The 23,359-nt window shown below is 58.5% G+C and carries 18 protein-coding genes and 2 pseudogenes; 12 read left to right on the top strand and 8 right to left on the bottom strand.

What is annotated here, in order from left to right; translation table 11 throughout:
• Positions 1-306 precede the first annotated feature (306 nt).
• The 4 genes from AC3CCE_RS13260 to AC3CCE_RS13275 all read right to left on the bottom strand — a co-directional run bounded on the left by AC3CCE_RS13260 (position 307) and on the right by AC3CCE_RS13275 (position 6,611).
• Positions 307-1,914, bottom strand: a complete 1,608-nt coding sequence (locus AC3CCE_RS13260; RefSeq protein ID WP_352519036.1) for a response regulator — start codon at positions 1,912-1,914, stop codon at positions 307-309.
• On the bottom strand, positions 1,883-2,278 hold the full coding sequence (locus AC3CCE_RS13265) for an Hpt domain-containing protein (protein ID WP_352519035.1): 396 nt from the start codon (positions 2,276-2,278) through the stop codon (positions 1,883-1,885). The genes AC3CCE_RS13260 and AC3CCE_RS13265 overlap by 32 nt, the downstream gene beginning before the upstream one ends.
• A gap of 17 nt (positions 2,279-2,295) precedes the next feature.
• On the bottom strand, positions 2,296-6,147 hold the full coding sequence (locus AC3CCE_RS13270) for a GAF domain-containing protein (protein ID WP_352519034.1): 3,852 nt from the start codon (positions 6,145-6,147) through the stop codon (positions 2,296-2,298).
• A gap of 254 nt (positions 6,148-6,401) precedes the next feature.
• Positions 6,402-6,611: a helix-turn-helix domain-containing protein gene (locus AC3CCE_RS13275; RefSeq protein ID WP_352519033.1), complete on the bottom strand. Its 210-nt coding sequence runs from the start codon at positions 6,609-6,611 to the stop codon at positions 6,402-6,404.
• A 1,462-nt stretch (positions 6,612-8,073) separates the two neighbouring features.
• Between AC3CCE_RS13275 and AC3CCE_RS13280 the strand changes: the two genes are divergently transcribed.
• A complete protein-coding gene (locus AC3CCE_RS13280) occupies positions 8,074-8,802 on the top strand; it encodes a Crp/Fnr family transcriptional regulator (RefSeq protein ID WP_352625098.1) in 729 nt (242 codons plus the stop codon).
• A gap of 384 nt (positions 8,803-9,186) precedes the next feature.
• On the opposite strand, the gene AC3CCE_RS13285 is transcribed toward AC3CCE_RS13280, so the two are convergent.
• From AC3CCE_RS13285 to AC3CCE_RS13295, 3 genes are all read right to left on the bottom strand, one after another.
• Positions 9,187-9,471: a PilZ domain-containing protein gene (locus AC3CCE_RS13285; RefSeq protein WP_023716427.1), complete on the bottom strand. Its 285-nt coding sequence runs from the start codon at positions 9,469-9,471 to the stop codon at positions 9,187-9,189.
• A gap of 159 nt (positions 9,472-9,630) precedes the next feature.
• Complete coding sequence (locus AC3CCE_RS13290; protein WP_352519030.1) at positions 9,631-9,873, bottom strand: DUF982 domain-containing protein; 243 nt, start codon at positions 9,871-9,873, stop codon at positions 9,631-9,633.
• On the bottom strand, positions 9,873-10,103 hold the full coding sequence (locus tag AC3CCE_RS13295; RefSeq protein WP_352519029.1) for a hypothetical protein: 231 nt from the start codon (positions 10,101-10,103) through the stop codon (positions 9,873-9,875). Before AC3CCE_RS13295 ends, AC3CCE_RS13290 begins: the two co-directional genes overlap by 1 nt.
• Positions 10,104-10,724: 621 nt before the next feature.
• On the opposite strand from AC3CCE_RS13295, the gene AC3CCE_RS13300 reads away from it, so the two are divergent.
• The 11 genes and pseudogenes from AC3CCE_RS13300 to AC3CCE_RS13350 all read left to right on the top strand — a co-directional run bounded on the left by AC3CCE_RS13300 (position 10,725) and on the right by AC3CCE_RS13350 (position 21,770).
• Positions 10,725-11,273, top strand: coding sequence for a hypothetical protein (locus AC3CCE_RS13300; protein ID WP_023728077.1), 549 nt, complete (start codon positions 10,725-10,727; stop codon positions 11,271-11,273).
• Positions 11,274-11,931: 658 nt separating this feature from the next.
• Positions 11,932-13,005, top strand: a complete 1,074-nt coding sequence (locus AC3CCE_RS13305) for an ABC transporter permease (protein WP_352519027.1) — start codon at positions 11,932-11,934, stop codon at positions 13,003-13,005.
• A 16-nt stretch (positions 13,006-13,021) separates the two neighbouring features.
• Complete coding sequence (locus tag AC3CCE_RS13310; RefSeq protein ID WP_352625094.1) at positions 13,022-15,055, top strand: dipeptide ABC transporter ATP-binding protein; 2,034 nt, start codon at positions 13,022-13,024, stop codon at positions 15,053-15,055.
• 137 nt (positions 15,056-15,192) lie between these two features.
• Positions 15,193-15,480, top strand: a pseudogene (locus AC3CCE_RS13315) (transposase); the annotation flags it as partial.
• 381 nt (positions 15,481-15,861) lie between these two features.
• Positions 15,862-16,001, top strand: a pseudogene (locus AC3CCE_RS13320) (IS110 family transposase); the annotation flags it as partial.
• Between the two features lie 91 nt (positions 16,002-16,092).
• Positions 16,093-16,767 carry a GntR family transcriptional regulator gene (locus AC3CCE_RS13325; RefSeq protein ID WP_352519025.1) on the top strand — a complete coding sequence of 225 codons (675 nt, stop codon included), beginning with the start codon at positions 16,093-16,095 and terminating at the stop codon, positions 16,765-16,767.
• Between the two features lie 73 nt (positions 16,768-16,840).
• On the top strand, positions 16,841-17,689 hold the full coding sequence (locus AC3CCE_RS13330) for a transporter substrate-binding domain-containing protein (RefSeq protein WP_352519024.1): 849 nt from the start codon (positions 16,841-16,843) through the stop codon (positions 17,687-17,689).
• 29 nt (positions 17,690-17,718) lie between these two features.
• The gene (locus AC3CCE_RS13335; RefSeq protein WP_352519023.1) at positions 17,719-18,432 is read left to right on the top strand and encodes an ABC transporter permease; all 714 of its coding nucleotides are present in this window, start codon (positions 17,719-17,721) and stop codon (positions 18,430-18,432) included.
• On the top strand, positions 18,432-19,121 hold the full coding sequence (locus tag AC3CCE_RS13340; RefSeq protein WP_352519022.1) for an ABC transporter permease: 690 nt from the start codon (positions 18,432-18,434) through the stop codon (positions 19,119-19,121). The genes AC3CCE_RS13335 and AC3CCE_RS13340 overlap by 1 nt, the downstream gene beginning before the upstream one ends.
• Before the next feature lie 68 nt (positions 19,122-19,189).
• Positions 19,190-20,782: a gamma-glutamyltransferase gene (ggt, locus tag AC3CCE_RS13345; protein ID WP_352519021.1), complete on the top strand. Its 1,593-nt coding sequence runs from the start codon at positions 19,190-19,192 to the stop codon at positions 20,780-20,782.
• A gap of 229 nt (positions 20,783-21,011) precedes the next feature.
• Complete coding sequence (locus AC3CCE_RS13350; protein ID WP_352519020.1) at positions 21,012-21,770, top strand: SDR family oxidoreductase; 759 nt, start codon at positions 21,012-21,014, stop codon at positions 21,768-21,770.
• A 469-nt stretch (positions 21,771-22,239) separates the two neighbouring features.
• Here AC3CCE_RS13350 and AC3CCE_RS13355 read toward each other — a convergent pair whose 3' ends face one another.
• Positions 22,240-23,253: a LacI family DNA-binding transcriptional regulator gene (locus AC3CCE_RS13355; protein ID WP_352519019.1), complete on the bottom strand. Its 1,014-nt coding sequence runs from the start codon at positions 23,251-23,253 to the stop codon at positions 22,240-22,242.
• Between the last annotated feature and the right edge of the window lie 106 nt (positions 23,254-23,359).

Here is a 23,359-nt window from a genome sequence, read left to right on the forward strand (position 1 = left end):
TCGCCGAGCGTGCTTAGTTCGCCGCCGTTGCGGCAGCCGTATTTTTGTCGGGTCGATCGGCCGAAGCCCGATTTCCGAACGGCCGATTTGAGGCCGGGAGCGGAATGGCGGGTTTCGGGCATCCCTCAAGGTTAGCCGACGTTCGATCGCAAAGCCAACCGTGTGAATTTCCGACCCCTCTTTGCCACTCGAGGCACTCAGGCACATTCCTGGAGCCGGTCAAGTAATCTTGCCCAGAACGACTATTTGGAGTGTCAAGCGGACGATGTGCGGTGATCGAGTTAATACCGTTGCGGCTCCGATCCTTCATTTCGAAGGTAAAGGCAGCAGATCAAGCCGCGGCACAAATTCCTCCAGTGAGTCATCAAGCAACGGGGGTTCTTCCTCAGCCTCCTGCTTGGGCTCGACCATCAGAAGACCGATGATGACCAGTGCCAGCGAGGCCCATGTGACAACTGGTATTGCCTCTCCAAGTAACAGCATACTCCAGCCTATGCCGGCTGCTGTTCCAGCATAGGCGTTCTGGCTTGCGAAAACAGCACCGGTGCTGGAGATCAACTGAATGAAAAGCAGCATCGCCAAATTGCCAGCGGCAGCCATCAGCAAGACGATGACGCCAAGCCGACCGGCCACTAGATCAAATGGCATGAAGTCCTGATAAAAAGCGGCAAGTGGGATCAGCATAAAAACCGAGACAACGAGCGTGATGCCGAACAGGGCAACGTTATTGATGTTGGCAGGCTTAGACTCTGATAGATAGATATCCTCGACCGCGTAAGTGACGGGAATCACAAGAGCAATGACAAGCCACACCCAACCGGTGGCCATTTGTCCGGGCTCTCCGTAGAGGAGGATGATGAAGATGCCGGCGAGACCCAATCCAAGTCCTAAAAAGCGCTTCACATTTGGGGCTTCGGTCCGCATCAGAGCGGCGAATAAGAAGACAGCAAATCCCTCGAGCACGATGACAATGGAGACGATAGAAGCTGGGAGCTTGCTTGCCACCCAATAGACGAGGACCTGGTTGATCACCGAACTAATGAATGCAAAACCAAGGATGAACTTGTAATCCGCCCACGTGAGATCCTTGAGGCTCGGCATTGTCCGTCGCTTCAGACAAATCCCGATGCAGAAGACAGCTCCGATAGTGTCAATTAGGATTGCCAATCCGACCGGATGGGCCTCAACGAGCGAAGCCATCTTTGAAAGTGGCACGACAATGCCCCACAACCCACCACATGCCAGCAGCAGCAGAGCGCCACGAAACGTGCGAATATTCTGTCGCATCTTTCGCTCTCGCTCATAGACCTTCTGGGCCATTGTCGCGAACACGGTGGCAAGCTTGCCGAGACCATCCCTGCGGCTTGCCACATCGCGGATGCCAAGCTTTGAAGGATTGAATCGTCCGGTCTCCAAGCTGGCGGCCGCCCTGGTCAGCTTGGCCACCTGCCGCAGGTATTCCGTCTCAACGTCGCGGAGCCTTTTTTTCTCGATGCAGGTTGCAACACGTGCCTTGAGTAGAGCGAGTTCAAAGTCCTTTGGCAGAAAGTCTTCCGCGCCAAGCTCAATGGCGCTTATCACGCTGCTCATTTCTTCATCGAGCGCCGAAATGACGATCACTGGCAGATCGCGAGTGGCTCGCGAAGACTTGAGCGCCTTGAGCACCTCGAAACCATCCATTTCCGGCATGACTATATCAAGGAGTACGAGGTCAAAGGAATTCTGGGCAACCTGTTCGAGCGCCAGTTTGCCGCTTGCGACAGCTGTTGTTTTATGGCCCAGAGTTTGGATCGCTTTGCTGAGTTTCAGGCGCACTGTGCCTGAATCATCGACTATCAGGACGCGCGCACCCTCTGGTGGGCGAGCCTCAGCTGCGCGAGCCTCAGATGGTTGAGTCTCCGATACTACGCTCATTCAATTGTCCCCCTCGTTTCAGATCGGCAAGGCGCAAGCTGAGATCTTGCTTCGCCGTATCACACTCCCCCGCAATGAGTTTCACCTCCGTCGCGGCCTCGCTGGGCAGACCGTCGCGGCAGGATTTTTCCATCGCCTCGCAAAGCGCGGAAAGTTGGTTGGCGCCGAAGTCCCGCGCGCTCGATTTCAGCGTATGGGCTGCGCGGCCAAGGCCTGAACGGTCGCCGGACTCCGCAGCCTGGCGCATCTGCTCGACGAGCAACGGGGATTCATCCAGAAAACTCTCAATGAGCTCCGCCAGAGATTCTTGATCCCCACCTATGAGATCAAGGAGCTTGTCGAGAGCTTCCTGTGCCACAGCCATGACCAGACCTTTTGTCGTCAGTTGTGCTTGGGAGCGCGTTTCAGAGAGGCGACCAACTCCTCCACGCGCAGCGGCTTGCTCAGATAGTCATCCATCCCGGCTTCCAGGTACCGCTCTCGGTCTCCGGCCATCGCATTGGCGGTAAGTGCCACGATGAAGGGCTGAAGCGAATCCCCCGAGCCTGATGCGCGGATCAACCTTGTGGCTTCAAGCCCGTCCATGTCCGGCATCTCAATGTCCATCAGGATGACATCGTGTTGTCCCTCGGCGAATGACGAAATAGCCGTCTCTCCATCGACCGCCAGGTCTGCCTTGTAGCCAAGCCGTTCGAGCACCTTGGAGCCAATCTTCCGATTGGTGATGTTGTCATCAACCAGCAGGATCCGTAACGGCAATTTCGCGGCCATCTCAGTATCTAGGGACGGCCCCTTGGGCTGGTCAGGCTTGGCCGAACGCGATGGAGCCTCGGCAAAGACCGACATGAAAGCATTGAGGAGCGGCGAGGGCTTGATCGGCTTAGGAAGCATCGCCGCAAATTTGACGCTCTCGATAGCCGCCTTGTTTTTCTCATCAAGAGGGACAAGGGAACTCAGCAATATCAGTGGAAGGTCACCCCTTTGACCAAGCCGACGCAATCGTTTGGCCAGTTCTATGCCGTCCATCTCTGGCATGTTCATGTCGAGCACGACGGCGTCATAATTTTCGCCACTGGAAATCCTGCGCAATGCGTCAAGGGGCGATTCGGTTGTGTGTGGAACCATGGCCCAGGATTGGGCTTGCAGAGACAGGATGCGCCGGTTGGTTGCGTTGTCGTCAACGATCAGCAACCGCTTGCCTGCGAGTTCAACTTTGGCCACAGACATTTGCGCCTGCCTGGGAGCGGGCGCGGCGGAAGTGCGGATGGTAAAGAAGAATGTCGTGCCCGACCCTTCTACACTTTCCACCCATACCTCCCCGCCCATCAGTTCTGCCAGGCGTTTGCTGATCGCCAACCCTAGTCCAGTTCCGCCGTAGCGCCGCGTCGTCGAGGCATCGACCTGGCTGAAAGATTTGAACAATCGATCCAATCGGTCCTCTGGAATACCGATGCCGGTATCGCGTACTGCAAACTTCAGGGTGGACAAGCCCTCTTCGCTTCCGCGGTGGGCTGTCCCCGCGCCCTCAGCTGCAGGCGGAACTTTCGTGACCGATAGTACAATTTCACCTCGTTCGGTGAATTTCACTGCGTTGTTGAGGAAATTGAGCAAAATCTGCCGCAGTCTGGTGCTGTCTGCGACAATTCCGTCGGGAGTACCGGGCTCCACCACGTAAGCCAGGTCGAGCCCCTTCTCTGCGGCCTTGGAGGCTATCAGGTCAATTGCGCTCTCAAGGCATTCCCGGAGTTCGAAGGGACTTGGATCGAGCTCTAGCTTGCCGGCCTCAACCTTGGAGAAATCGAGTATGTCGTTGATAATCGTTAGCAGTGCTTCGCCGCTATTGCAGATCGTCTCGCTAATCTCGCGTTGTTCAGCATCCAGGTTTGTACCAAGCAACAAGTTGCTCATTCCGATCACGCCATTCATTGGCGTGCGAATTTCGTGGCTCATCGTCGCCAGAAAAGAACTCTTCGCCTCATTTGCAGCTTCGGCCGCCTCCTTTGCCTGCTGCAGCGCCAGGGACAGCTGTTTGAGCTCAGTGAAGAGCTGCGCGTTGTGCAGGGCGGCACCGGCGTTGGCGGCGATGGTAGAAAGCAAGCGCAGCGACTCATCAGTGAATATGCCCTCCTGCGTAGTGCTCTGCACACTAATCACCCCCACAGTGCCTTTGGCTGTCTTGATCGGAACGCCGAGATAGGACAGCGCATCCTTGCCGACGGGGGTAGCCCCGATCTGGGCGCTGCGCTCGTTCACATCCTGGTTGATGAGCAGCGGCTCGCCAGTCTCAATGATCTTGCTTGTCAGACCTTCACCGAGTGTGATCGTGGTGGAGGTTTCGCCAAACTGATAAGGGAAATGGATTAGCTTGGTTTCCGGGTCGAGCAGAGCGACGTAGACGATATCGGCATCAAAGATTTCTTGCATCTGATTGCCGATTAACTGGATCGTGCTGTCAAGTTCCGATTCCGCTATGAGCGCCTGACTGACCGTTCCAATGGCGGCAAGTTCAGCAGCCCGGGCCTCGGTCACTCTTAGCAGACGCTGTGTTTCGTTAAATAGGCGGGCGTTAGCGATGGCGACCCCCATGTTGGAGGCGACCGTCTGCAGAAGGCGTACGTCATTTTCATCAAAGGCATTCTCCTGGTAGCTTTGTACACTGATAACCCCCAGCGTTCTTTCACCAGACTTGATGGGCACACCAATGTAAGATGCGGTCCTGTCCTTTTCCTCTGGAAAGAACGCGCCAAGTTCTTTTCCTCTCTCGAGAGTCGTGAAGATTAACGGTTGCCCTGTATCTATGATTTTCGACGCTACACCCACGCCGAACGGGAATGGGTCAATAACTCTATATTGCCTGAAGTATGCATAAGGCACATGGATTAGGCCGGACTGGCTGTCATGCAGCAAAATTTCACTAACCTCGGTCCCGAAGGCCTCCCGCACCTTGTCGCCGACGAGGCGAATAACCGTGTCCAGATCCAGTGACTGCGTCATGGCCTCGCCGACGTTATTGAGAATGGCCAATTCTGCTGCGCGGTCCTCTGTTACTTGCAGCAGGCGCCGCGTCTCGGTGAAGAGCCTCGCCTTTTCAACTGCAATTGACGTCGCATTGCCGATCGTGGTGAGCAGGTTCACGTCGGATTCATTGAAGGCGTGCTCGCGATCAAGGTTTTGCAGCGAGATGACGCCCTTCGCCCGTCCTTCGATGATCATCGGTACGAACAGGATCGACTTCGCCGCCTCACCCTGCAGCACGTGCGGGTTGCCGTATTTCTCGGTCGCGGTGACGAGACCCTCATTGATCAGCAATGGTTGCCCCGTCTCCATGACATGCTTCCGAAAACCAACGAGCGGGATCGGTTCATCGGGGAAGCGAACGCTTCGCTCGATCGCATACGGGAAATGCAGAAGGTTGTCGTCCGGGTTGAAAAGTCCGATATCCACTACCTGGGCATCGAAAATCTCATGGATCTTGTCGCCAATCTGGTCATATATTGCCTGCATTTGCACATCGGAGACGAGCACTTCCTGAACGCCATTCACGAAGGCCAGTTCAGCGTTGCGGGCCTCCATCATTTTCAGCAGGCGCTGGGTCTCGTCAAACAGGTGTGCGTTAGCGATGGCAACGCCCATGCCGGATGACAGCCCCTGCAACAGACGCACATGATCTTCATTAAATGCGTTCTGCTGATAGCTCTGCACGCTGACAACGCCCAGAATTCTGTCTCCGGCGATGATCGGCACACCTAGGTAGGACTCGGTCTCGTCCTCCTCTGTAGGGGTAAGAGCGCCCAACTCATCCGCCCGATCGCCTGAGCCGATAAGGAGCGGTTTGCCAGACAATATGACTCTGGAGGTCAACCCTTCGCCCATGGCAAATGGTGCAGGCTCTTGATAGTCCTTGGAAAAGGCGTACGGTACTGTGATCAGGTTAGACGACTCGTCGCGCAACAGTATTTCCGTAACATCTGCACCGAATATTTCGCGCACCTTATCGCCGACGATACGGGTCACTGTCTTGACATTCAACGTCTTCGCCATTGCTTCGCCGACGCTGTTGAGGATCGCGAGTTCTTTTGCCCGGTCCTCGGTGAGGTCGAGCAGACGCTTGTTGTCGACGGAAAGTCGGCTGAGTTCGGTTGCCGCAGATGCTTTGGCGATTTCCAACTCGGCAATGTACCGGTTCGCAGATTCGAGCCGACCAGCGAGGTCGGTTTCGACTGAACACTGCATGTCGGCGTTCTCCCCCAACGACATTCCGCTCAGAGTTTGAGCGGCACCCTTGCCGAACTGCCCCTCGCTTATTAGCAGACAATGTTACATGCCAAGTGCGTGATTGACAGTACCTTGCACGCGTCTTCTATGCAGCAGTGACGACCCTCCAAGTCGTCGCGAGAAATGTCCGCTCTTGTAGCGGTCAAGCTGCCACGAGTGACCGAAAAGCGGCGCAGAGCGGAACATGGGCATCGCGCGGCGACAGTTGAGATTCAATTGCGGCTCAGCGCTCGCCGGAGAGCACTGAAACCAATGCGATATTGCGCCGGCGTCAGCCCAGTTTTGCGGCGGAAGAGACGCCCGAAAAAACTCGCATCCTCGTAGCCGACTTCATTCGCCACCGCCTCGACACGTAGATCGTCCCCCTCCGGCATTAGTGCTTCTTTCGCCTTAGGAGAGTTACCTCCTCTCCGAGCGCCCATACATCAAGCTAGGACCGTTCGAGTGTTCCGGGGCTTTGAAGGCGCCAGCAAGGCCACACCTCGATTTTCTACATTTCAACTGAGAGAAAACCCGAAATGTACGTCCTTAACCATTCATTGACTCCCGCCGCTTGCGATCTCTAAATCGTTTCTGAGGGAACGTTCTTGCACGCTGCGTTTTGGGAGGCGCTCGATGTTGAACCGACTTGATCACCCATACCTTTCCCCCGCTGATTTGCAGACCTGCAAACGGGTCTTCGAGCGGCTTTGTGCCGAGCGAAATTTCGACCATGCGAGCGAAGAAGCAGAGCACATTGCTCCGGCGGTGATCCGTCACTTTCGAGAAGGCCACGTAGACGAAGGCGATCTTTGGCTTGCCGTCCGAATGTGCCGCACATTTCGGGAGGCCTTGGCGATGCATCGCAGTGTCGGCAGGCTGGCTTCCTATGAGGGCGTCGCGCGGAGCTCGTATTTGCCGAGCAGCCGGAGATAGTGCGTTAGAGTTCGTTGGGCGCCGCAAATCAGGCCCTCGCCGTCGCGAAAGGTCCCTTCACCGGGGCCTGACATTGAGCACCTCTCCTTCGAGCTCGGGATCAAACAGCTAGCTACCAGCCGCAGCTATTCTGAGGCTGGGAGTTGGTCCACTCCCTTTTGATTGAGGAGAGTTGCCAGCCCGGTAATGATCTGCGGCATAACAAACGGCTTGGTGATCATCAGGCTGTTGGGTACGCCAAGCGACGGCCAGTCGTCCGCGCCATCGCCACTCATGTATATCAATCGCCACTCATGTATATCACTGGCATGGTAGGATTGGCGGCTCGGAGGTGCCGGCCACATCCCACCCGGTAGGGCCGTCTCCAAGTCTGATATCTGGTCAGCAGAGCCGCAACTCGCTCAGGCTCACGATCAAAAGTCGCAATGGCTTCAAGGCCCTTTAAGACGGCGATCACCTCGAACCCGGCCTCGCGGAGGGAGTTCTCGATGTCTAAGAGGATCATGCTCTCATCTCTACTATCAGGACGGAACCCGACGGCATTGAAAGCCCTGCCCCCCGTGAGTAATTGCTCAGTAATTCAACAGCCAGGCCTCGAATGTTCCTTGCGCAATAACATTGTTAATCCGGGGATAGAAGGCTGTGATCCCGAGGGCGCGGCTTCGAAGGGGATGGCCTCTCGCAAAAACAGCCACTTAGACGGGAACTTATATCAAATGTTGAAGTTAGGAAGGTCTCTGAGCGGTTGGGAAGGATCCTAGGCAGCATGATGTCTGAGCCCGAGCGTCGCCTTGTCCAAAGGCTTATCGACGAGACTGACATAACGGAGGCGCAAGCCTTGGAGTTGATAGCGCTGCTGGGAGCGAATTGGTCCAAAGGCATCAAGCACGATCTAACGTCGCCAGCCCTACCGTCATCGAGAACATTAGCGCCCACAGCAAATTGGTGGGCTACCCGAACGGGTTCTTGATGGCACAGGCTCCTTCTTCAAACATCTTGATCCGCAAGCTCCAGACCATCTCGGAACTCGCACAATCAGATATTGGCATTCTGGGGAACATCTCGATTCAGGAGAAGGAATATCAGGCCAACGAAGACATTCTGCGCGAGGGCGACAAGCCGAGCCTTTCCTTCGTCGTTCTTGACGGCTTGATAGGGTCGACCACACTAACCGGGGAGGGCAAGCGTCAGATCTCCTCCTTTTTTGTTCCGGGCGACATTCCCGACCTGCATGGTTTGCATTTGTCGGTCATGGATTGCACTTTCACCCCTCTCATGCCCGCTCGGGTGGGCTTTATGCGGCACGACGCTCTTCGCACTATATGCGACCAGCACCCTTCGATAACGAGAGTGTTTTGGCGCTCCACTGTGATCGATGCGGCGATCTATCGAGAGTGGGTCACCAACGTCGGAAGGCGCGACGCCTACTCTCGTATCGCTCACATTTTTTGCGAACTCATTGTCCGCCTTCGCTCGGTAGGTCGCATTGAAGATCATGTGGCCTATCTCCCCATAACGCAGGCTGCACTTGGCGACGCAGTTGGCCTCTCCACCGTGCACGTGAACCGAGTGCTCCAGGACCTTAGACGCGATGGTCTGATATCCACCGTCGGGCCGCGTTTTCAGGCGAGCGACTGGGCAGGCCTCGTTCGCGCCGCAGATTTTGACTCTACCTATCTGCACCAAAGGGCTGCGTAAACGGGTGCCGGTTTCTGAGCCTGCTGGGTCGCTCACCAGCCGCTGACCCAACCCCTCGCGATACTTGAAACCGAATCTGCTCTAGAACATGCACTCCCACACGATGTCGATCGCTGCTTGAGAACTGAACCGCAGAATGACGTAGTAACGGAATCACTTCTCAAAGATACGGCCTCAGGAAGGAACCCGACGAAACCTGAACGGTGCGGGCGCTCCGGCTGAATATCTGGACGAGGAATATTCCCGCGATCTCGTCAGCCTTCTCACCGTGTCGACCTGAAGCGAAGGTTCGCCGGGGGAAACCTCGAAAGGACGACTGCCCCGAAACACGTGCGGAGCGCCGGATAGTGTCCAAATTTCGCAAAGCCTATGCACCGGAGCTGCTTAGCCATAGTGGAGACGCGGCTTTGGCAACGTTCCTATAAATTGAACCCCAATTCGGTCGTTCCTGCGCCACCGCAGGACTGCTTGGTAGGCAACGCCGTCGGTCGGCACGTAAAGCACGAACCGCTCAGGGACACGCGATTCCACCGGGACTTTGAGCTCGGCTCCGCCACTGTTTTGGTTCCGAATGGTGCAACTGATCTCGGAGTTTGTAATTCCGCTGATGATTGAGGCGCCTTTCAGCACCCGCTGCCTCCGTTCGCGGCGATGCTCTTCATCAACCATGTGACCTCCATCGGTCACCCCCCGGCCCTATGGTACGCCCACCGGCGAACAACTGTCCATCTGGGGCGTCGCTCGGTAGCCGGACGGCATAGATGCCCGTTGCGCTGGTGAATTCGCCGACCAGACCCGAACAGACCCGAATGGTCCCGTCCAGCGGTGTCAATCCGGCAGCAGCATCTCCTCTTCATCAGCCGCGGCCTCGAACAGCAGCCGGAAGTCGTTACCGGGAATTTTGCCATCCATCGCAGATAGGCAAGCCTCGGCCGCCAGCCGCCACTTGGGGCCACGATTGGACCACTTTAGTAGCTCCTCGGCGGCGGCATCAACTCGGTTGACACCAAGGCGAAGCCCCGGGCGCTCAGTCTTCACATAAACCGGAGGGTTGAACCAACGGTGGGGCATCAAGCCTCTCGAACGTCAAAGGCGATGAACAGTCCCCAAACGGAGGCTGAATTGACGATCATTTCGACCAACTGGCAGTCAGTCTCACGAAGATCATGGCCGCGCTCGCGCACCGCTGCAATGGTCGCCTTCACGGAAATTATATTGCCCGGTTGAGAACCCAACAGGACCTCGCGAACCAACTCCTTGGCCGTTCGCTGTGCAGGCCGAACAGGTGCTTGAATGTCCATCCCGCCCTCCCAGAGAGATAGAACCTCAATCAGCTATTCTGTGGGTCAGTTTCCGAAAAATGCAAGTGCCGGAAACGTACAAAGCACGTTGTTTAGGGCGCAATTCCCTTCGACCGATTTGCGCTTCGTTATCGTGGCGACGGATGGCGGTGCTCGGAGCGTCTCGGAGCCGTGCACCTCAACTCGACGACATCGACCCGAGGCGCACGCTGATCCGAGGAGCAGGACGAGGGAGGCTGGGACCGAAACGCCATGCTCTCGACCAACGGGTGGAACTCTCAGGTGGCGCGACGATGACGCCGAACGCCAATCTTCGAGCTGGCACGGAGGGCAAGCGTTCCCTGCAGCAATCGCGCAGGTAGAGCCCAGGCCCCCAATAGCGTGCCCAACCTCGATGCACTGCCAGCATCAACGGCAGGAACAAGGCGAAGTTCTGACCCCGATCGCCGGCCGACTTCGGCGCCGAAATGGTTACCAAACGAAAGCGATGTCCGGGCCTTCAAGGCCTCATCTATTCCGGCCAAGCCGGCCCGGACCCCCGCATTCACTCACATCCCTTGAACCTGAGTGCAGAGTTGCCGCATCGAAGCCATTTGAGCAGCCGAGTTCGCGCCCGAACCCGTGCTGGTGCTGGCGGTCGTATCGCCAGCTGTATTCGAGGATCCCGACGTGCCGGTGGTTGTACCCGAACCAGTGCTGTTGCTGGCCGTGGTGTTACTGCCGGTCGAACCAGAGCTGCCTGAAGTGCCGGTGGCTGTGCCAGAGCCGGTGCCGATACTCGCCGTTGTATCACTGCCGGTCGAAGCCGAGCTACCTGACGTGCCGGTCATTGTGCCAGAGCCAGTGCCGTTACTGGCCGTCATCCTCGAGCAGTCGGAGCGAACCTGTGCCTGCTGTTCAGAGCTCAGGGACGACCAGTTCTTGCGGATCTCATCCTGCGACAGAAGTCTTCCCGAATTGGCGTCGCTGAAGAATGAGCCGGAGAGCTTGCTGTCCCAGCCGCTCGGGATACCGCTTTGGCCGGAGCCGGACGTAGAGCTCATACCCGACCCGGCCGATGAGCCGGACGTTCCGTTCGTGCCGCTGGATGTTCCCGACGACTGCGCCAAGGCCGCGGTGGCGAGACAGAGAGAGATCGCTGTAGCTGTCAAAATCTTACGTTTCATGTGAGTCTCCTATGGGTTCGGCGCCGTTGCGACGTCGAATCCCAATCTCCAGGAAAGGCACTTGTTCCTGTAGAGAGCGGAATTGAATGTCATGATCCATGCGCACCAGTCTTGGGTCTCGAATGCGATGCCGGAGCGCTTCAACGACCACCGAACCGCAGGCAAGGGCAAGCGGCCGGCAGCAGCCAGGAGGGCGACCAGAGCGCCGACATAGAAAGGAAGGAGGTAAGCAAATATTCGCTTCCGCTAATTTAAAGGACCGCACTTGTGGTCCGCAGCGAAGTTAAACTTTGTCAACATGCGGCCTTTTTTGCCGCAGCGGCGCCATATGGCTTTCGACCAGGCGCACGTGCTCGGCCTCGACAGCAGCGCCTACGAAGCGATCCTCAACGCGGTCGTCCGCCGTAACGACCACTTGGCAAACTGATCATGTCGCGGTGCTAAGGGCGAGAGACAACGATAGAACAGGTCTTCCTTTGTTTGGCAGCCCTGTAGTCAGCTTCCCACGGCAATGCTTCGATGTCGGGCTTGTGCCCAGCTTCACGGTAGGCGGCCTGAGCCAGGTAACTTGCTTTGTCCCGCTCCACAAGGCAGACAAACGGCGGATTTCCCGGGCACCTGTAAAGGCCTACAGCTTTTTCCATGCAATAGGTGTCCTACGGGTGCTCGAGCATGTCGTCCTTCATTGCGATGACAGAACAAGAGAGAAGATAGCATCGGCCCGGCACCCCTGTAAGGTTTTCGGCGAGCGTATTAATGTGGGGTTTACCATTGCTTTTGAGGGTGGCTGCGATGGTTGCAACGCATACGGATATCGCTCTGGCGGCCCTTCAGGCCCCCTTCCTATCTCGGCAGCGGTCCATGGCCGGGACCACCGCACTTCGCAGGGAGATGGACAACTCGACAAAGAATGCGGCTTCACGCGAACTGCTGAAGTCGACCGGCCCTTGCCTGCCCAGTACGTCGCAATGATGAATCGGCTGTTCATCACGCGCGATCTGTCCTCGTTCACGACGCGCGGCCAACTTGTGGTGCCGGAAATTGTAGCCGCTGCCCCGGTAACGTTGTCGCTGGTAATCGGGGCCGCCCTGCTCTGGGTGGCTGGCTCGGTAGTCCTGGGCGTAACAGCTGCCGTCAGGCCCGGGAGCTTGTTGGACAAAGCCTTGATGGCGGTTGCGCTTGTCGGCGTCTCGATGCCGGTGTTCTGGGTCGGCGAAGTGATGAACCTACTCTCGCAAAGCCGGTTCCACGATACCTGGCTTTTCAGCTGGGTGCCTCCCCTCGGTTATATCCCCTTTACTCGGGACCCCTGGGGATGGTTCCGAGTGCTTATAATTCCATGGCTTTCGCTGGCGATCCTCTACATCGGTCTTTATGGGCGGGTCCTGCGGACAAACATTGTCGAAGCCTACGGAGAAGATTTCATCCGCACTGCGCGAGCCAAGGGCCTAAGCCGATCGCGGATTATGCTGAAGCACGCGTTTCGAACCTCGCTCATCTCGTTCGTCACTATGTTCGGTCTCGATTTCGGGGTGCTGGTGGGGGGCTCGGCACTTCTCACGGAAGTAGTATTCGGGTTGAACGGGGTCGGGCGGCTAACTTACCGTTCGATGCAGACCCTAGATCTGCCCGTTGTCTTGGGTATCGTGATGTATTCGTCCTTTTGGGTCGTAATCGTCAACGCCGCTGTGGATGTCGCCTATGTCCTCATGGACCCAAGGGTGCGCACGCGATGACTCAGGTGCGCGCACCATGAACCCCGGCAGCGCGTCCGCAACCCCGAGGGAACGGTCTCTGCTGAATGTCAGTGGGCTCAGTGTCTCCTTTGAGACTGACAGTGGCCTGGTCAGGGCTGTGCGCGATGTATCCTTTCAACTTAGCCGCAAGGAGATTCTGGCCATTGTCGGTGAAAGCGGATCGGGCAAAACTGCTACTGTGCTGAGCCTTCTCGGGCTCATCGACCGTAGTAACGGCGCGGTCACTGGCACGGTCGAATTCCAGGACCAGGATATTCTTAAACTGTCCGATCGCAAATTGCGCCGTTTGCGGGGCCCCGGAATCGCACTGATCCCTCAGGACCCAATGACAGCGATGACGCCCGTTTATACGGTGGGCTGGCAGATCGCCGAGCAGATCCGAGCGCATGAAAAAATTCCTCTATCGTCGGCACGCCGGCGGGCAGTTGAGTTGCTCGGTGAAGTCGGGTTCGCCAAGCCATCTGAAATCGCCGGCCGCTATCCGCACGAGCTCTCCGGTGGTATGCGGCAGCGGGCCATAATCGCTATGTCGATCTCCTCCAATCCGGTGCTGTTAATCGCCGACGAGCTTACCTCTGCTCTTGATAGGACAGCGCAAGTGCAAGTGTTGAGCCTGCTTGATCGGCTCAGGACGCATCTTGGATCCTCGATCATCCTCGTCAGCCACAGCATGAGTGTGGCAGCCGATATAGCTGACAAGGTCGCTGTGATGTATGCAGGACGAATCGTCGAGCACGCGCCAACGGGACCGATCTTCAGTCGTCCCAATCATCCCTATACTTGGGGCATGTTAGCTTCCATTCCTCCCTTGAGCGGGAAACGACAGTCCAGGCTTTCTAGCATACCCGGCGCGCCGCCGAGCTCTGATGAGATTGGCAATGGCTGCAGCTTCGCACCCCGCTGCCGGTTTCGAATGGGGATCTGTGATACCGCGCCGCAGTATACCGTCGAAAACGATCATTTCTCGCTTTGCCATCTAGAACCGGTCGATCGGCCGGCTCACCGAGACCGGGTATTGGGGGCTGAGGCGCCTGCTCCCAGGACTGACGCCGCGCGTTCGGCATTAAAACCTATAATCGCGGTGAAAGCCCTTACTAAGATCTACCGTATACCTCGTGCGCTGCCCGGGTCGAGAGGTGGTATAGTGGTCGCTGTGGACGGCGTGACGTTCGAAGTGGCTGAGGGGGAGGCAGTTGGGCTAGTAGGTGAGTCGGGATGCGGAAAGACGACGCTTGGCCGCTGTATTGCACGGCTGTACGAAATCAGTGGCGGTGCTGTGGAGTTCGAGGGTGTAGATATCAGCCATGCGCCGGAACGACGGCTGGCTTTGTTCCGGCGCCGGGTGCAGATGACCTTTCAGGATCCCTCCTCTTCACTAAACCCTAGGCGGCGGATCGGCGATATTATTGCCGAACCGATCCTTTTCCATAAGCTGCGCAGGCCGGCTGACCTCGGTGCAAGGCTTAAGGAGCTGATGCAACTGGTCGGCCTGCCCGTTGAAGCGCTCGAACGCTATCCGCACGAATTTTCTGGCGGGCAGAGACAGCGCATCGGCATTGCCCGGGCACTCGCAGTGGAGCCGGCGCTCATCATCGCCGACGAGCCGGTCTCCGCACTGGACGTCTCGTTGCAGGCGCAAATGGTCAATCTATTCCTAGACCTACGCGACCAATTGAATCTGTCACTTATCTTCATAGCCCATGATCTTGCCGTGATCCGCCAGATCGCGGATCGCATGGCGATTATGTATCTCGGCTCTCTGGTCGAGATCGGGAACACCGAGGATCTGTTCGAGAGACCAGCACATCCCTATGCTAAAGCGCTGGTTTCATCCGTACAGCAAACGCGCGCCAAGCCGCGGCCGCGCACCATCTTAATGACTGACATGCCAAGTTCGCATCATACGCCGAAAGGCTGCAAGTTCTCCCCGCACTGCTCGATCGTTCAAGATCGCTGCCGCGCTGAGCGACCGCTCCTGCGGGCCATAACCGGCAACAGGCAAGTGGCCTGCCACTATCCAAAGATTTAGGCCGACCGCGCTCAAGGGGAAGGCGGGACCGCCGCTGAGATCGAGGGAAGACACTCGTCGGCGTCGGCGATCATGATCCGGAAGTCGAACTCATAGGCGGCTGTAGGCAGCATGCTTTGCCGCGATGAGCCCTTCCAGTCGTGCCGGGCGGCGGCATCGCTCCGGACGGAAGCCGCTGGATATCTTCTTGGTCGGCCTTCCTGCTTCCGGTACGCGTACTCGGCAAGCTGTTCCGACGGCTCTTCCTCACCCACCATCGATCAGAAGTCCGTCCTGATACCGCAGCGATCCGGTCACCGGCGCGAGCCTGCCACCCTCCCTGGTGCGAGCCGGAATGCATAACGACTGCGGATGTGGCTGTTAAAATAGCGGCCTTTGGCAAAGGCAGCTTTGACGCAGCAACGGCCTCAGGGGTGGCACCATAACCACCTCATGACAAATCAGCGATGTGTGTGGCGCGGCGGGCCTGTTCCGCTTGTGGCCGGCGCCTACCCACCCGGGTTCCCCAACCATGGCGTCGGCCATTTTCGTTCTCCCAGCGATTATAGGAATTTCTATCGCCTATGTGTTGGCCTTGGTTGGCGCGATCGGGTTAGATCGCCTCCTTCTTTGGTTTTAGCGGATTACCAGCATATGTCGGCAATGCAGGAGATCGGCAATTTCTTGTTCAAGCACATCCATTGGCCATCACCGTCGCGGCTCTGAGGGTACCCAGCCGCAGGAGGGTCCTAAAGCCGCACAACCCTGTCGAGATGCAGGCGTGCTTCTCGATCTACTTCGAACTGACGTAGCGGCACTGTCCCGACACCCCGATCGATGTTCACGGCCGCATCCCCAAGGCCGGCGAGCAGACGCGAGCGCGCGCTACGGGATTGATGATACGCTTCAAGGGCAAGGACAGGGTCAAGAACTGGGCCGGGAGATCGCCAAGCGCTCCTGCCACCGATCTCGGCTCTAAGGGCGCCGATTTGCCTTGACTGCGCGAGAAAATTCTCCTGTATTTGTGGATACAAAGATGCAAACGCGTTGGTCACTAGATGAGCCATTCAGCAGTTCCCTACGCCCAGACGCCGGCAACTGCGGAGCAGGAGGCTTTTCTACATCTGCAATCTGCCATACGTCTCGGGCGTTACCGTGCAGGCGATAGGCTCATCCCGGAAGAGATCGCGGCCGAGATCGGTATGAGCCGGATGCCCGTTCGGGAGGCCTTCCAGCGGCTGGCACTCGAAGGGCTGGTTGTGATCCGCCCAAATCGTGGCTGTATCGTCGCTGGTCTGACGCTGGACGAGATCTACGAGACATTCGAGATTCGCTCGGTACTGGAAGGGCTTGCCGTTCGCCTGGCAATGCCTCGGATGAACACCGAAACCATTGCCGAACTTGAGCGCTTGTTGGCCCGGATGGAGCGCAGTGGCGCTGCCGGCGGCGCCGATTGGGTAACACGCCACCAGGAATTTCACGGCTACATTTGCAATCTAAGCGGCCGCCCGAAACTTGTTCGGCAAATCGCATCACTGCATGTGACCATCGAACCCTATCTGCGCATCTGGTTCGACTATGTCGAAAAACCGCTCAGCGCCGCGGAGGAGCATTCGGCAGTGATCGATTCGCTACGCGGCGGCGATGCCGAAGCTGCCGAAGCCGTGATGCGCAGACACATTCTCGACACGGCGCCGCTGCTGGCCGAGTTCGCGAGCCCGAGCCGACGTTGAGGTAGTCGGGCAAGAGGGATATTCGATTTCTACAAAGTGCCCTCGCAGGGCCGAAAAAAAGGGGAACAGAACCATGAAACTATTACCCATTGCATGTCTTGCGGCCGGATTGAGCTTAGCTGCCGCTTTGTCGGCTTCGGCCGAGGATGCGCCAAAGAAGATCACCATAGCGACGGAGGGCGCCTATGCGCCCTGGAACTTTACCACCGCTGATGGAAAGCCTGCCGGCATGGAGGTCGAGCTCGCGCGCAATCTCTGTGAGCGTATGAAAATTGAATGCACCATCATTACGCAGGACTGGGATGGGCTCATCCCGGCGCTGACAGTTGGCAAGTTCGACGTCATCATGGCGAGCATGTTTATCACCGACAAACGACTTGAAGTCATAGACTTCACTCAACCCTACGCCATCGATCCTTCCGGGTTCGCCGTGGCGAAGGACAGCGCGCTCGGTGCGTTGGCCGGTTCGACCGAGAAGATAAAACTGGAAGACGAGGCCCCTGCCAAGGCGGCAATCGACAAGATCAAGCCGCTGATCGCCGGCAAGATCGTCGGCGTCCAGGCTGCGACGGCGAACTTGGAGTTCCTGAAAAAGTATTTCGACGGCGCCGTCGAAATCCGCGAGTACAAAACCACGGAACAGCACGACCTCGATCTCGCGGCCGGCCGTGTGGATGCCCTGTTTGCACAGCAGACCGCTTTGGCGGCAACCTTGGCCAAGCCGGAATTCTCAGGCTACACGGTCGCTGGTCCCGGCTTTCTCGGCGGGGTTTTCGGACGGGGCACTGGGGCAGGGCTGCGCAAGCAGGATACCGTGCTCAAGGCGATGTTCAACAAGGCGATCGATGAAGCCATTGCCGACGGCACCATCAAAAAGCTTTCGCTGAAATGGCTGAAGGCCGACGTCACGCCGCCCAACTGAGAAGCCCTTCCCGGAGCGCGAACTAGCCGATGCTGGATAGCGTTCGTCTGCTAGGGTTTGGCGACGGCGGTTGGGCGGTGGCGCTGCTCAGCGCTGCGTTCGTAACGCTTCTGCTTTCGGTCGCCGGATTTATGGTCGGCTCGGTGATCGGCGCCTTGGCAGCTGCGGCCCGGGTCAGCGGGTCGCACTCCCTCGGCTTGCTCGCCGATGCCTATTCCACGGTATTCAGGGGCGTTCCCGACCTCTTGACCATCTATCTCCTGTATTTCGGCGGTAGCATGGCCCTGACTGCGGTTGGCCATTGGTTTGGCGCCCAGGGCTTCCTTGGATTGCCGGCTTTCGCCACAGGCACAACGGCAATCGGCATAATTTCGGGTGCCTATCAGGCGGAGGTATTCCGCGGTGCCTACATCGCCATCGACCGCGGCCAGATCGAAGCAGCGCGCGCCTATGGCATGCCGCCTGCGCTCATGTTGCGCCGGGTGATCGCACCCCAGCTTATGCGTCACGCCATCCCGGGGCTAGGGAATGTGTGGCAACTGGTGCTCAAGGATTCAGCGCTGATTTCGGTAATCGGGCTTGTCGAACTGATGCGTCAGGCACAGATCGGGGCTGGATCGACGCGCGAGCCGTTTCTCTTCTACACGGCTGCCGCCGCTCTCTACCTGGCCATCGCCTCAGCGACGGGATTGCTGTTCAAGCGCGCTGAACGCCGCGCGCTTCGGGGCATTCGGGGGGTGTAATGGATTTCGCCTTTTTCGCTGAAATATTGCCAAAGCTGCTTGCCGGCCTGCCGCTGACGCTTGAGCTTGCCGGCACGTCCATCCTGCTCGGCGCCATCCTCGCCTTGGCTTTGGCGCTGGCCCAGCGCCTCCGCCAGCCCTTGATTGACTGGCCAATCAAGGGTTTCGTCGCGGTGTTTCGCGGCACGCCCCTGTTGGTCCAGATATTCCTGATTTACTACGGCCTTGGCCAGTTTCGGCCGACATTGCAGGAACTTGGTCTGTGGGGCCTTTTCCGCGAACCTTATTGGTGCGCCATCCTCGCGCTAACCCTCAACACCGCAGCCTATGGCAGTGAAATCCTCCGCGGCGCCATGCAGTCGGTCCCGTCCGGCCAGATTGAGGCGGCGCAGGCCTTTGGCATGACGCGACTGATGACATTGCGCCGCATCGTCCTGCCGATCGCACTGCGCCAGGCTTTGCCAAGCTATGGCAACGAAATCATTTTGATGGTCAAGGGAACCTCACTTGCATCCATCGTTACGCTGATGGAAATCACCGGCATCGCCCAGGGCATCATTTCGCAAACCTACCGGGCCATGGAAGTTTTCGTCTGCGCCGGCGCTATCTACCTGATCCTCAATTTCATCATCACCCGGACACTGGGCCGGCTCGAATACAATCTGTCACGGCATCTGCGCCCGGCATAGGGCCTTGCGACCAGTCCAGCGTGATCGGCTGGCGCTCACTGCAATCGTTCTAGGGAGTTTTTTCGCGTATGAGAGATTTCGAGAAACCAAGCCGTTCGGTCGTGGTCGCACGGCATGGCATGGCTGCGACGTCCCATCCGTCGGCCACGCTTGCAGCCGTTCGGATTCTGGAGGCGGGCGGCAACGCACTCGACGCGGCCATCGCCGCCAGCGCCGTCCAGTGCGTGGTCGAACCGGGATCGACCGGCATCGGCGGAGATTGTTTCGTCCTGATGTCGAAGGAAGGGTCCAGCGAGATCATCGCCTACAACGGATCCGGCCGTGCCCCGGCGGCCGCAACAGCCGATTGGTATGCATCCCAGGGCATTAGGGAAATCGAGCGTCACTCACCGCATGCGGTAACGGTTCCCGGTGCGGTTGACGCCTGGACCCAGCTCAACGCCGATCATGGAAAACTGGCGCTGGGCAAGCTTTTCGCTCCTGCGATCGAGTTCGCCGAAAGCGGTTACGCCATCTCCCCACGCGTGCATTTCGACTGGGAACAGGAGGCGGCGCTGCTTTCCGCCGATCCTGCCGCGAGAAGCATCTTTCTCCCCGGGGGGCGGGCGCCGAGGATCGGCGAGGTGCACCGGCAACCAGAACTCGCCGCAACATTCCGCAAGATCGCGACGGACGGACGCAACGCCTTCTACATGGGGGAGGTCGCCGAGGACATGGTTTCGCGCCTGCGAAGCCTCGGCGGTTTGCACACACTGGATGATTTCATGGGGGCCAGGGGCGAATATGTGACGCCGATAAAGACAGGTTTCCGCGGCCACGACGTCTACGAATGTCCGCCAAATGGCCAAGGCGTCATAGCGCTCATGATCCTCAATATCCTGTCGCGCTTCGAGGCCAAGGGTGACCCTCAATCCGCCGACCGGCTGCACATCGAGATCGAGGCGACGCGACTTGCTTATGCGGCGCGCGATGCTTTGCTCGCCGACCCGGCGAAGGTGGCGGTGCCGGTCGAGCAACTGCTTTCAAGCGCGACGGCGGATCGTCTGGCGGGGATGATTGATCTTGGCCGCGCGCGCGCGGATCTTCCTTCATTCGATATGCCGGTGCATCGCGACACGGTCTATATTTCCGTCGTCGACAAGGATCGCAACGCCGTCAGTTTCATCAACTCGATCTATTATGGTTTTGGCTCCGGCATCGTCGCGGCGCGCTCGGGCGTGATACTCAACAATCGCGGTATAAGTTTTTCGCTGGATCCCAACCACCCCAACGTCATCGAACCAGGCAAGCGCCCGCTACACACCATCATACCGGGCATGCTGGTGAAGGATGGGCGTGCAGTCATGCCTTTCGGCGTGATGGGTGGAGCGTATCAGGCCATGGGTCACGCGCACTTCCTGTCAAAAGTTCTTGATTTTGGCCTCGACCTTCAGCAAGCCATTGATCTGCCCCGCATCTTTCCGATTCCTGGCACGATGGACGTGGAGGTCGAGAGCACGCTTCCAGTCGCGGTTCAGGAGGAACTGGCCGGTCGCGGATTCCGCATCGTCCCGGCGGCAGAGCCGATCGGGGGCGCCCAAGCGATCATGATCGACTGGAAGAACGGGACGCTGCAGGGCGGTTCAGACCCACGCAAGGACGGCTGCGCAATCGGCATTTAGAACGCTACACAGGCGCTGGACGAGGAACAGACGTCGGGGTCTCATTCTGGTCGGATCAAGTCTGACGAGAAAGCTTCCGGCAGCAGAGCCGACAGCCCTGAGCGGCCGGCTTCGGCATTTCGAGAACGCAAAGCGGCGCGGGATGTTGCAGAGCAAACCTTCGCAGCACCGTCGCCCAATCTGCGTGCTAGGACTGCGACGGCGGAAACCAGCGGAGTCTGATTTGACCATGCCATCTTCTACCACCAAGCGTGCGCTGATTACCGGGGCGGGTGCTGCCGACGGCATCGGCTTTGCCATTGCGCGGCAGCTCGGCCTAGCCGGTCATGCCGTTTTCCTGAACGGTGCCAGCGCGCGTGTACTCGATCGCGCCGCCGAGCTTTGCGCCGAGGGCATCAATGCCAAAGCCGCTGTCGCCGATCTCACCATCGCAGCTGAAGTCGCCAGGCTGCGGGCTGATGTCGGCGCTGTCGACATCCTGGTCAACAATGCCGGCATGGGTTCGCTGGCATCGCCCTCGTCCGATAAGGCGTTTCTTGCCATGACCGAGGCAGACTGGGACCAAGGGATCGACGTCAGCCTGAAGACCGTATTCCTGGTCACCCGCGCATTTTTACCGGCGATGGTAGAGGCAGGCTATGGGCGCATCGTCAATGTAGCGTCGGTTACCGGTCCGCTGGTGTCTTTCGAAGGCACAGCAGCCTATTCCGCCGCCAAGGCCGGCATGGTCGGCCTGACGCGCACGCTGGCGCTCGAAGTGGCAAAAAGCGGCATCACGGCCAATGCCGTGGCCCCCGGCTGGATCGAAACGGGCTCGTCGAGCGTAATGGAGCGGCAAGCTGCCCTGCACACGCCACCGGCGCGGGCCGGCCGCCCGGACGAGGTTGCCGCAGCCGTGTTGTTCCTGGCATCGGAAAGTGCGAGCTACGTCAACGGCGCCCTGCTGGTGGTCGACGGCGGCAACAGCCTTCAGGAGCGCAAGGGCTGAATCCGAAACCGACCGAACCTGGCTTTGGACGAACTGGCGCTTGTAAGGACGGCGCTGGCTGCGTTCATCCGTGAATGCCTGAAGCTGCTGGGAACGGAAATCCACCATCCTTGAACCGTTCGTGTCGGCGCATTTCTGACGGGATGCGTCGGTTCCTGAGCGGCGCTTCCGCCATCCATAAAGTTCAAACAAGCGAGCGCATCAGCGTTGCTTTTCCCGAAGCGAGATGCGCCTGGCAGGCCCGTTTGATGCGGCCGGACCGTCTGTCGAAATCTGGGCGCTCCAAAGCTCGCGACGTCTTGTCGGCGCCAAGGTTCGTGCTTGGAGAGGGCGTTTCCTACCAAAGTTTTCGTTTGTGCACCCTGAACAAGATCCTTTCCTGTCGGCCAGAGCGGTCCGCGATGCGCTGGAGGCGTGGCCGCTTCCAGTCTCGCCGTCCCGAAAACGGACCAGTCCGCAAACGGCCGGACTATTCGGCCGGTTCGAACCTACCTTGCACCAAGACTGTAGCGACCGGCCCAAGCGGATTGGCGATCCGGCTCTCCAGAACCTCGATAAGTTTGCGTCCGATACCCGCAATGTCCACGAAATGAACGCCGATCTTCGCCGGTAGGAAACGCGCCAGCCGCGTGTTGTCACGAGTGACGATGTGGACGTCACGCCCAGGCTCAAGACCCCGCTTGCCGAGAGCGTGTAACGCTCCCAGCAGGCCCAGTTCGTTGGCGCATGCCAAGCCCGTCGGCGGATCTGACGACGCCAACAGGCGATCGAACCAGGCCGCGCTCGATTCCATCGTGAACGTGCCGTGACCAATGAGCGATGGGTCGAGCGCAATACCGGCCTCGGCCATCGCCCTTCCATAGCCTGCAAGACGCATGACACTCGCCTGATCCTCCGGAACGAGTAGCTGCAGCGCAATACGTCGGCAGCTCTTGTCCATGAGCCGTCGGGTCGCCTCGTAGGCAATGTGTTCATTGTCGATATCGACATAAGGATATGCGGTATCCAGGTCGGTTCTTCCAAACGCGACGAACGGCATGCGCCTATCCAGTAATAGCTTGACGCGCGGATCACCCGACACCAGGCGCGTGATGATCAGTCCGTCTGTGCTGCGCGACTGAAGCTGCCGCTGCACACTCTCGAGGGGATCGTCGTCGGGCGTGGTTGAATAGATCGACAGACTATAGCCCGCTTGCCGCGCCGCCAGCGTCATGCCTTCGATCAAAGGCAGCTTCGCCAAATCGGACAGGTAGTCGCGTGTCTCCATCGGCAGCACTGCTGTCAACGTCAGGGTCCGTCCGGTTTTCAGCGCGCGACCATGATGGTTCGGGACATAGCCGACCCGCTTCGCCTCTTCCTTGACGCGGGCTATGGTGGAGGGCAGCACTTCCGGCCCATCCTTCAGAGCGCGGGACACCGTGGTCACCGAAAGGGAAAGTTCCGCCGCGATCTGTTTTAGATTGGCCATGTCGCCCGACTTCATTTGCGAAAGCGCCGGCTGATCTTGCTGGGCATCGCAACGTTACCGGATTCGATCCGAGGGTCAAACCCAGGTTCGTCGAAGCAAACGAACCTGCCTGGCACCAGCT

It is taken from the genome of Mesorhizobium sp. P160187 (assembly GCF_057766425.1).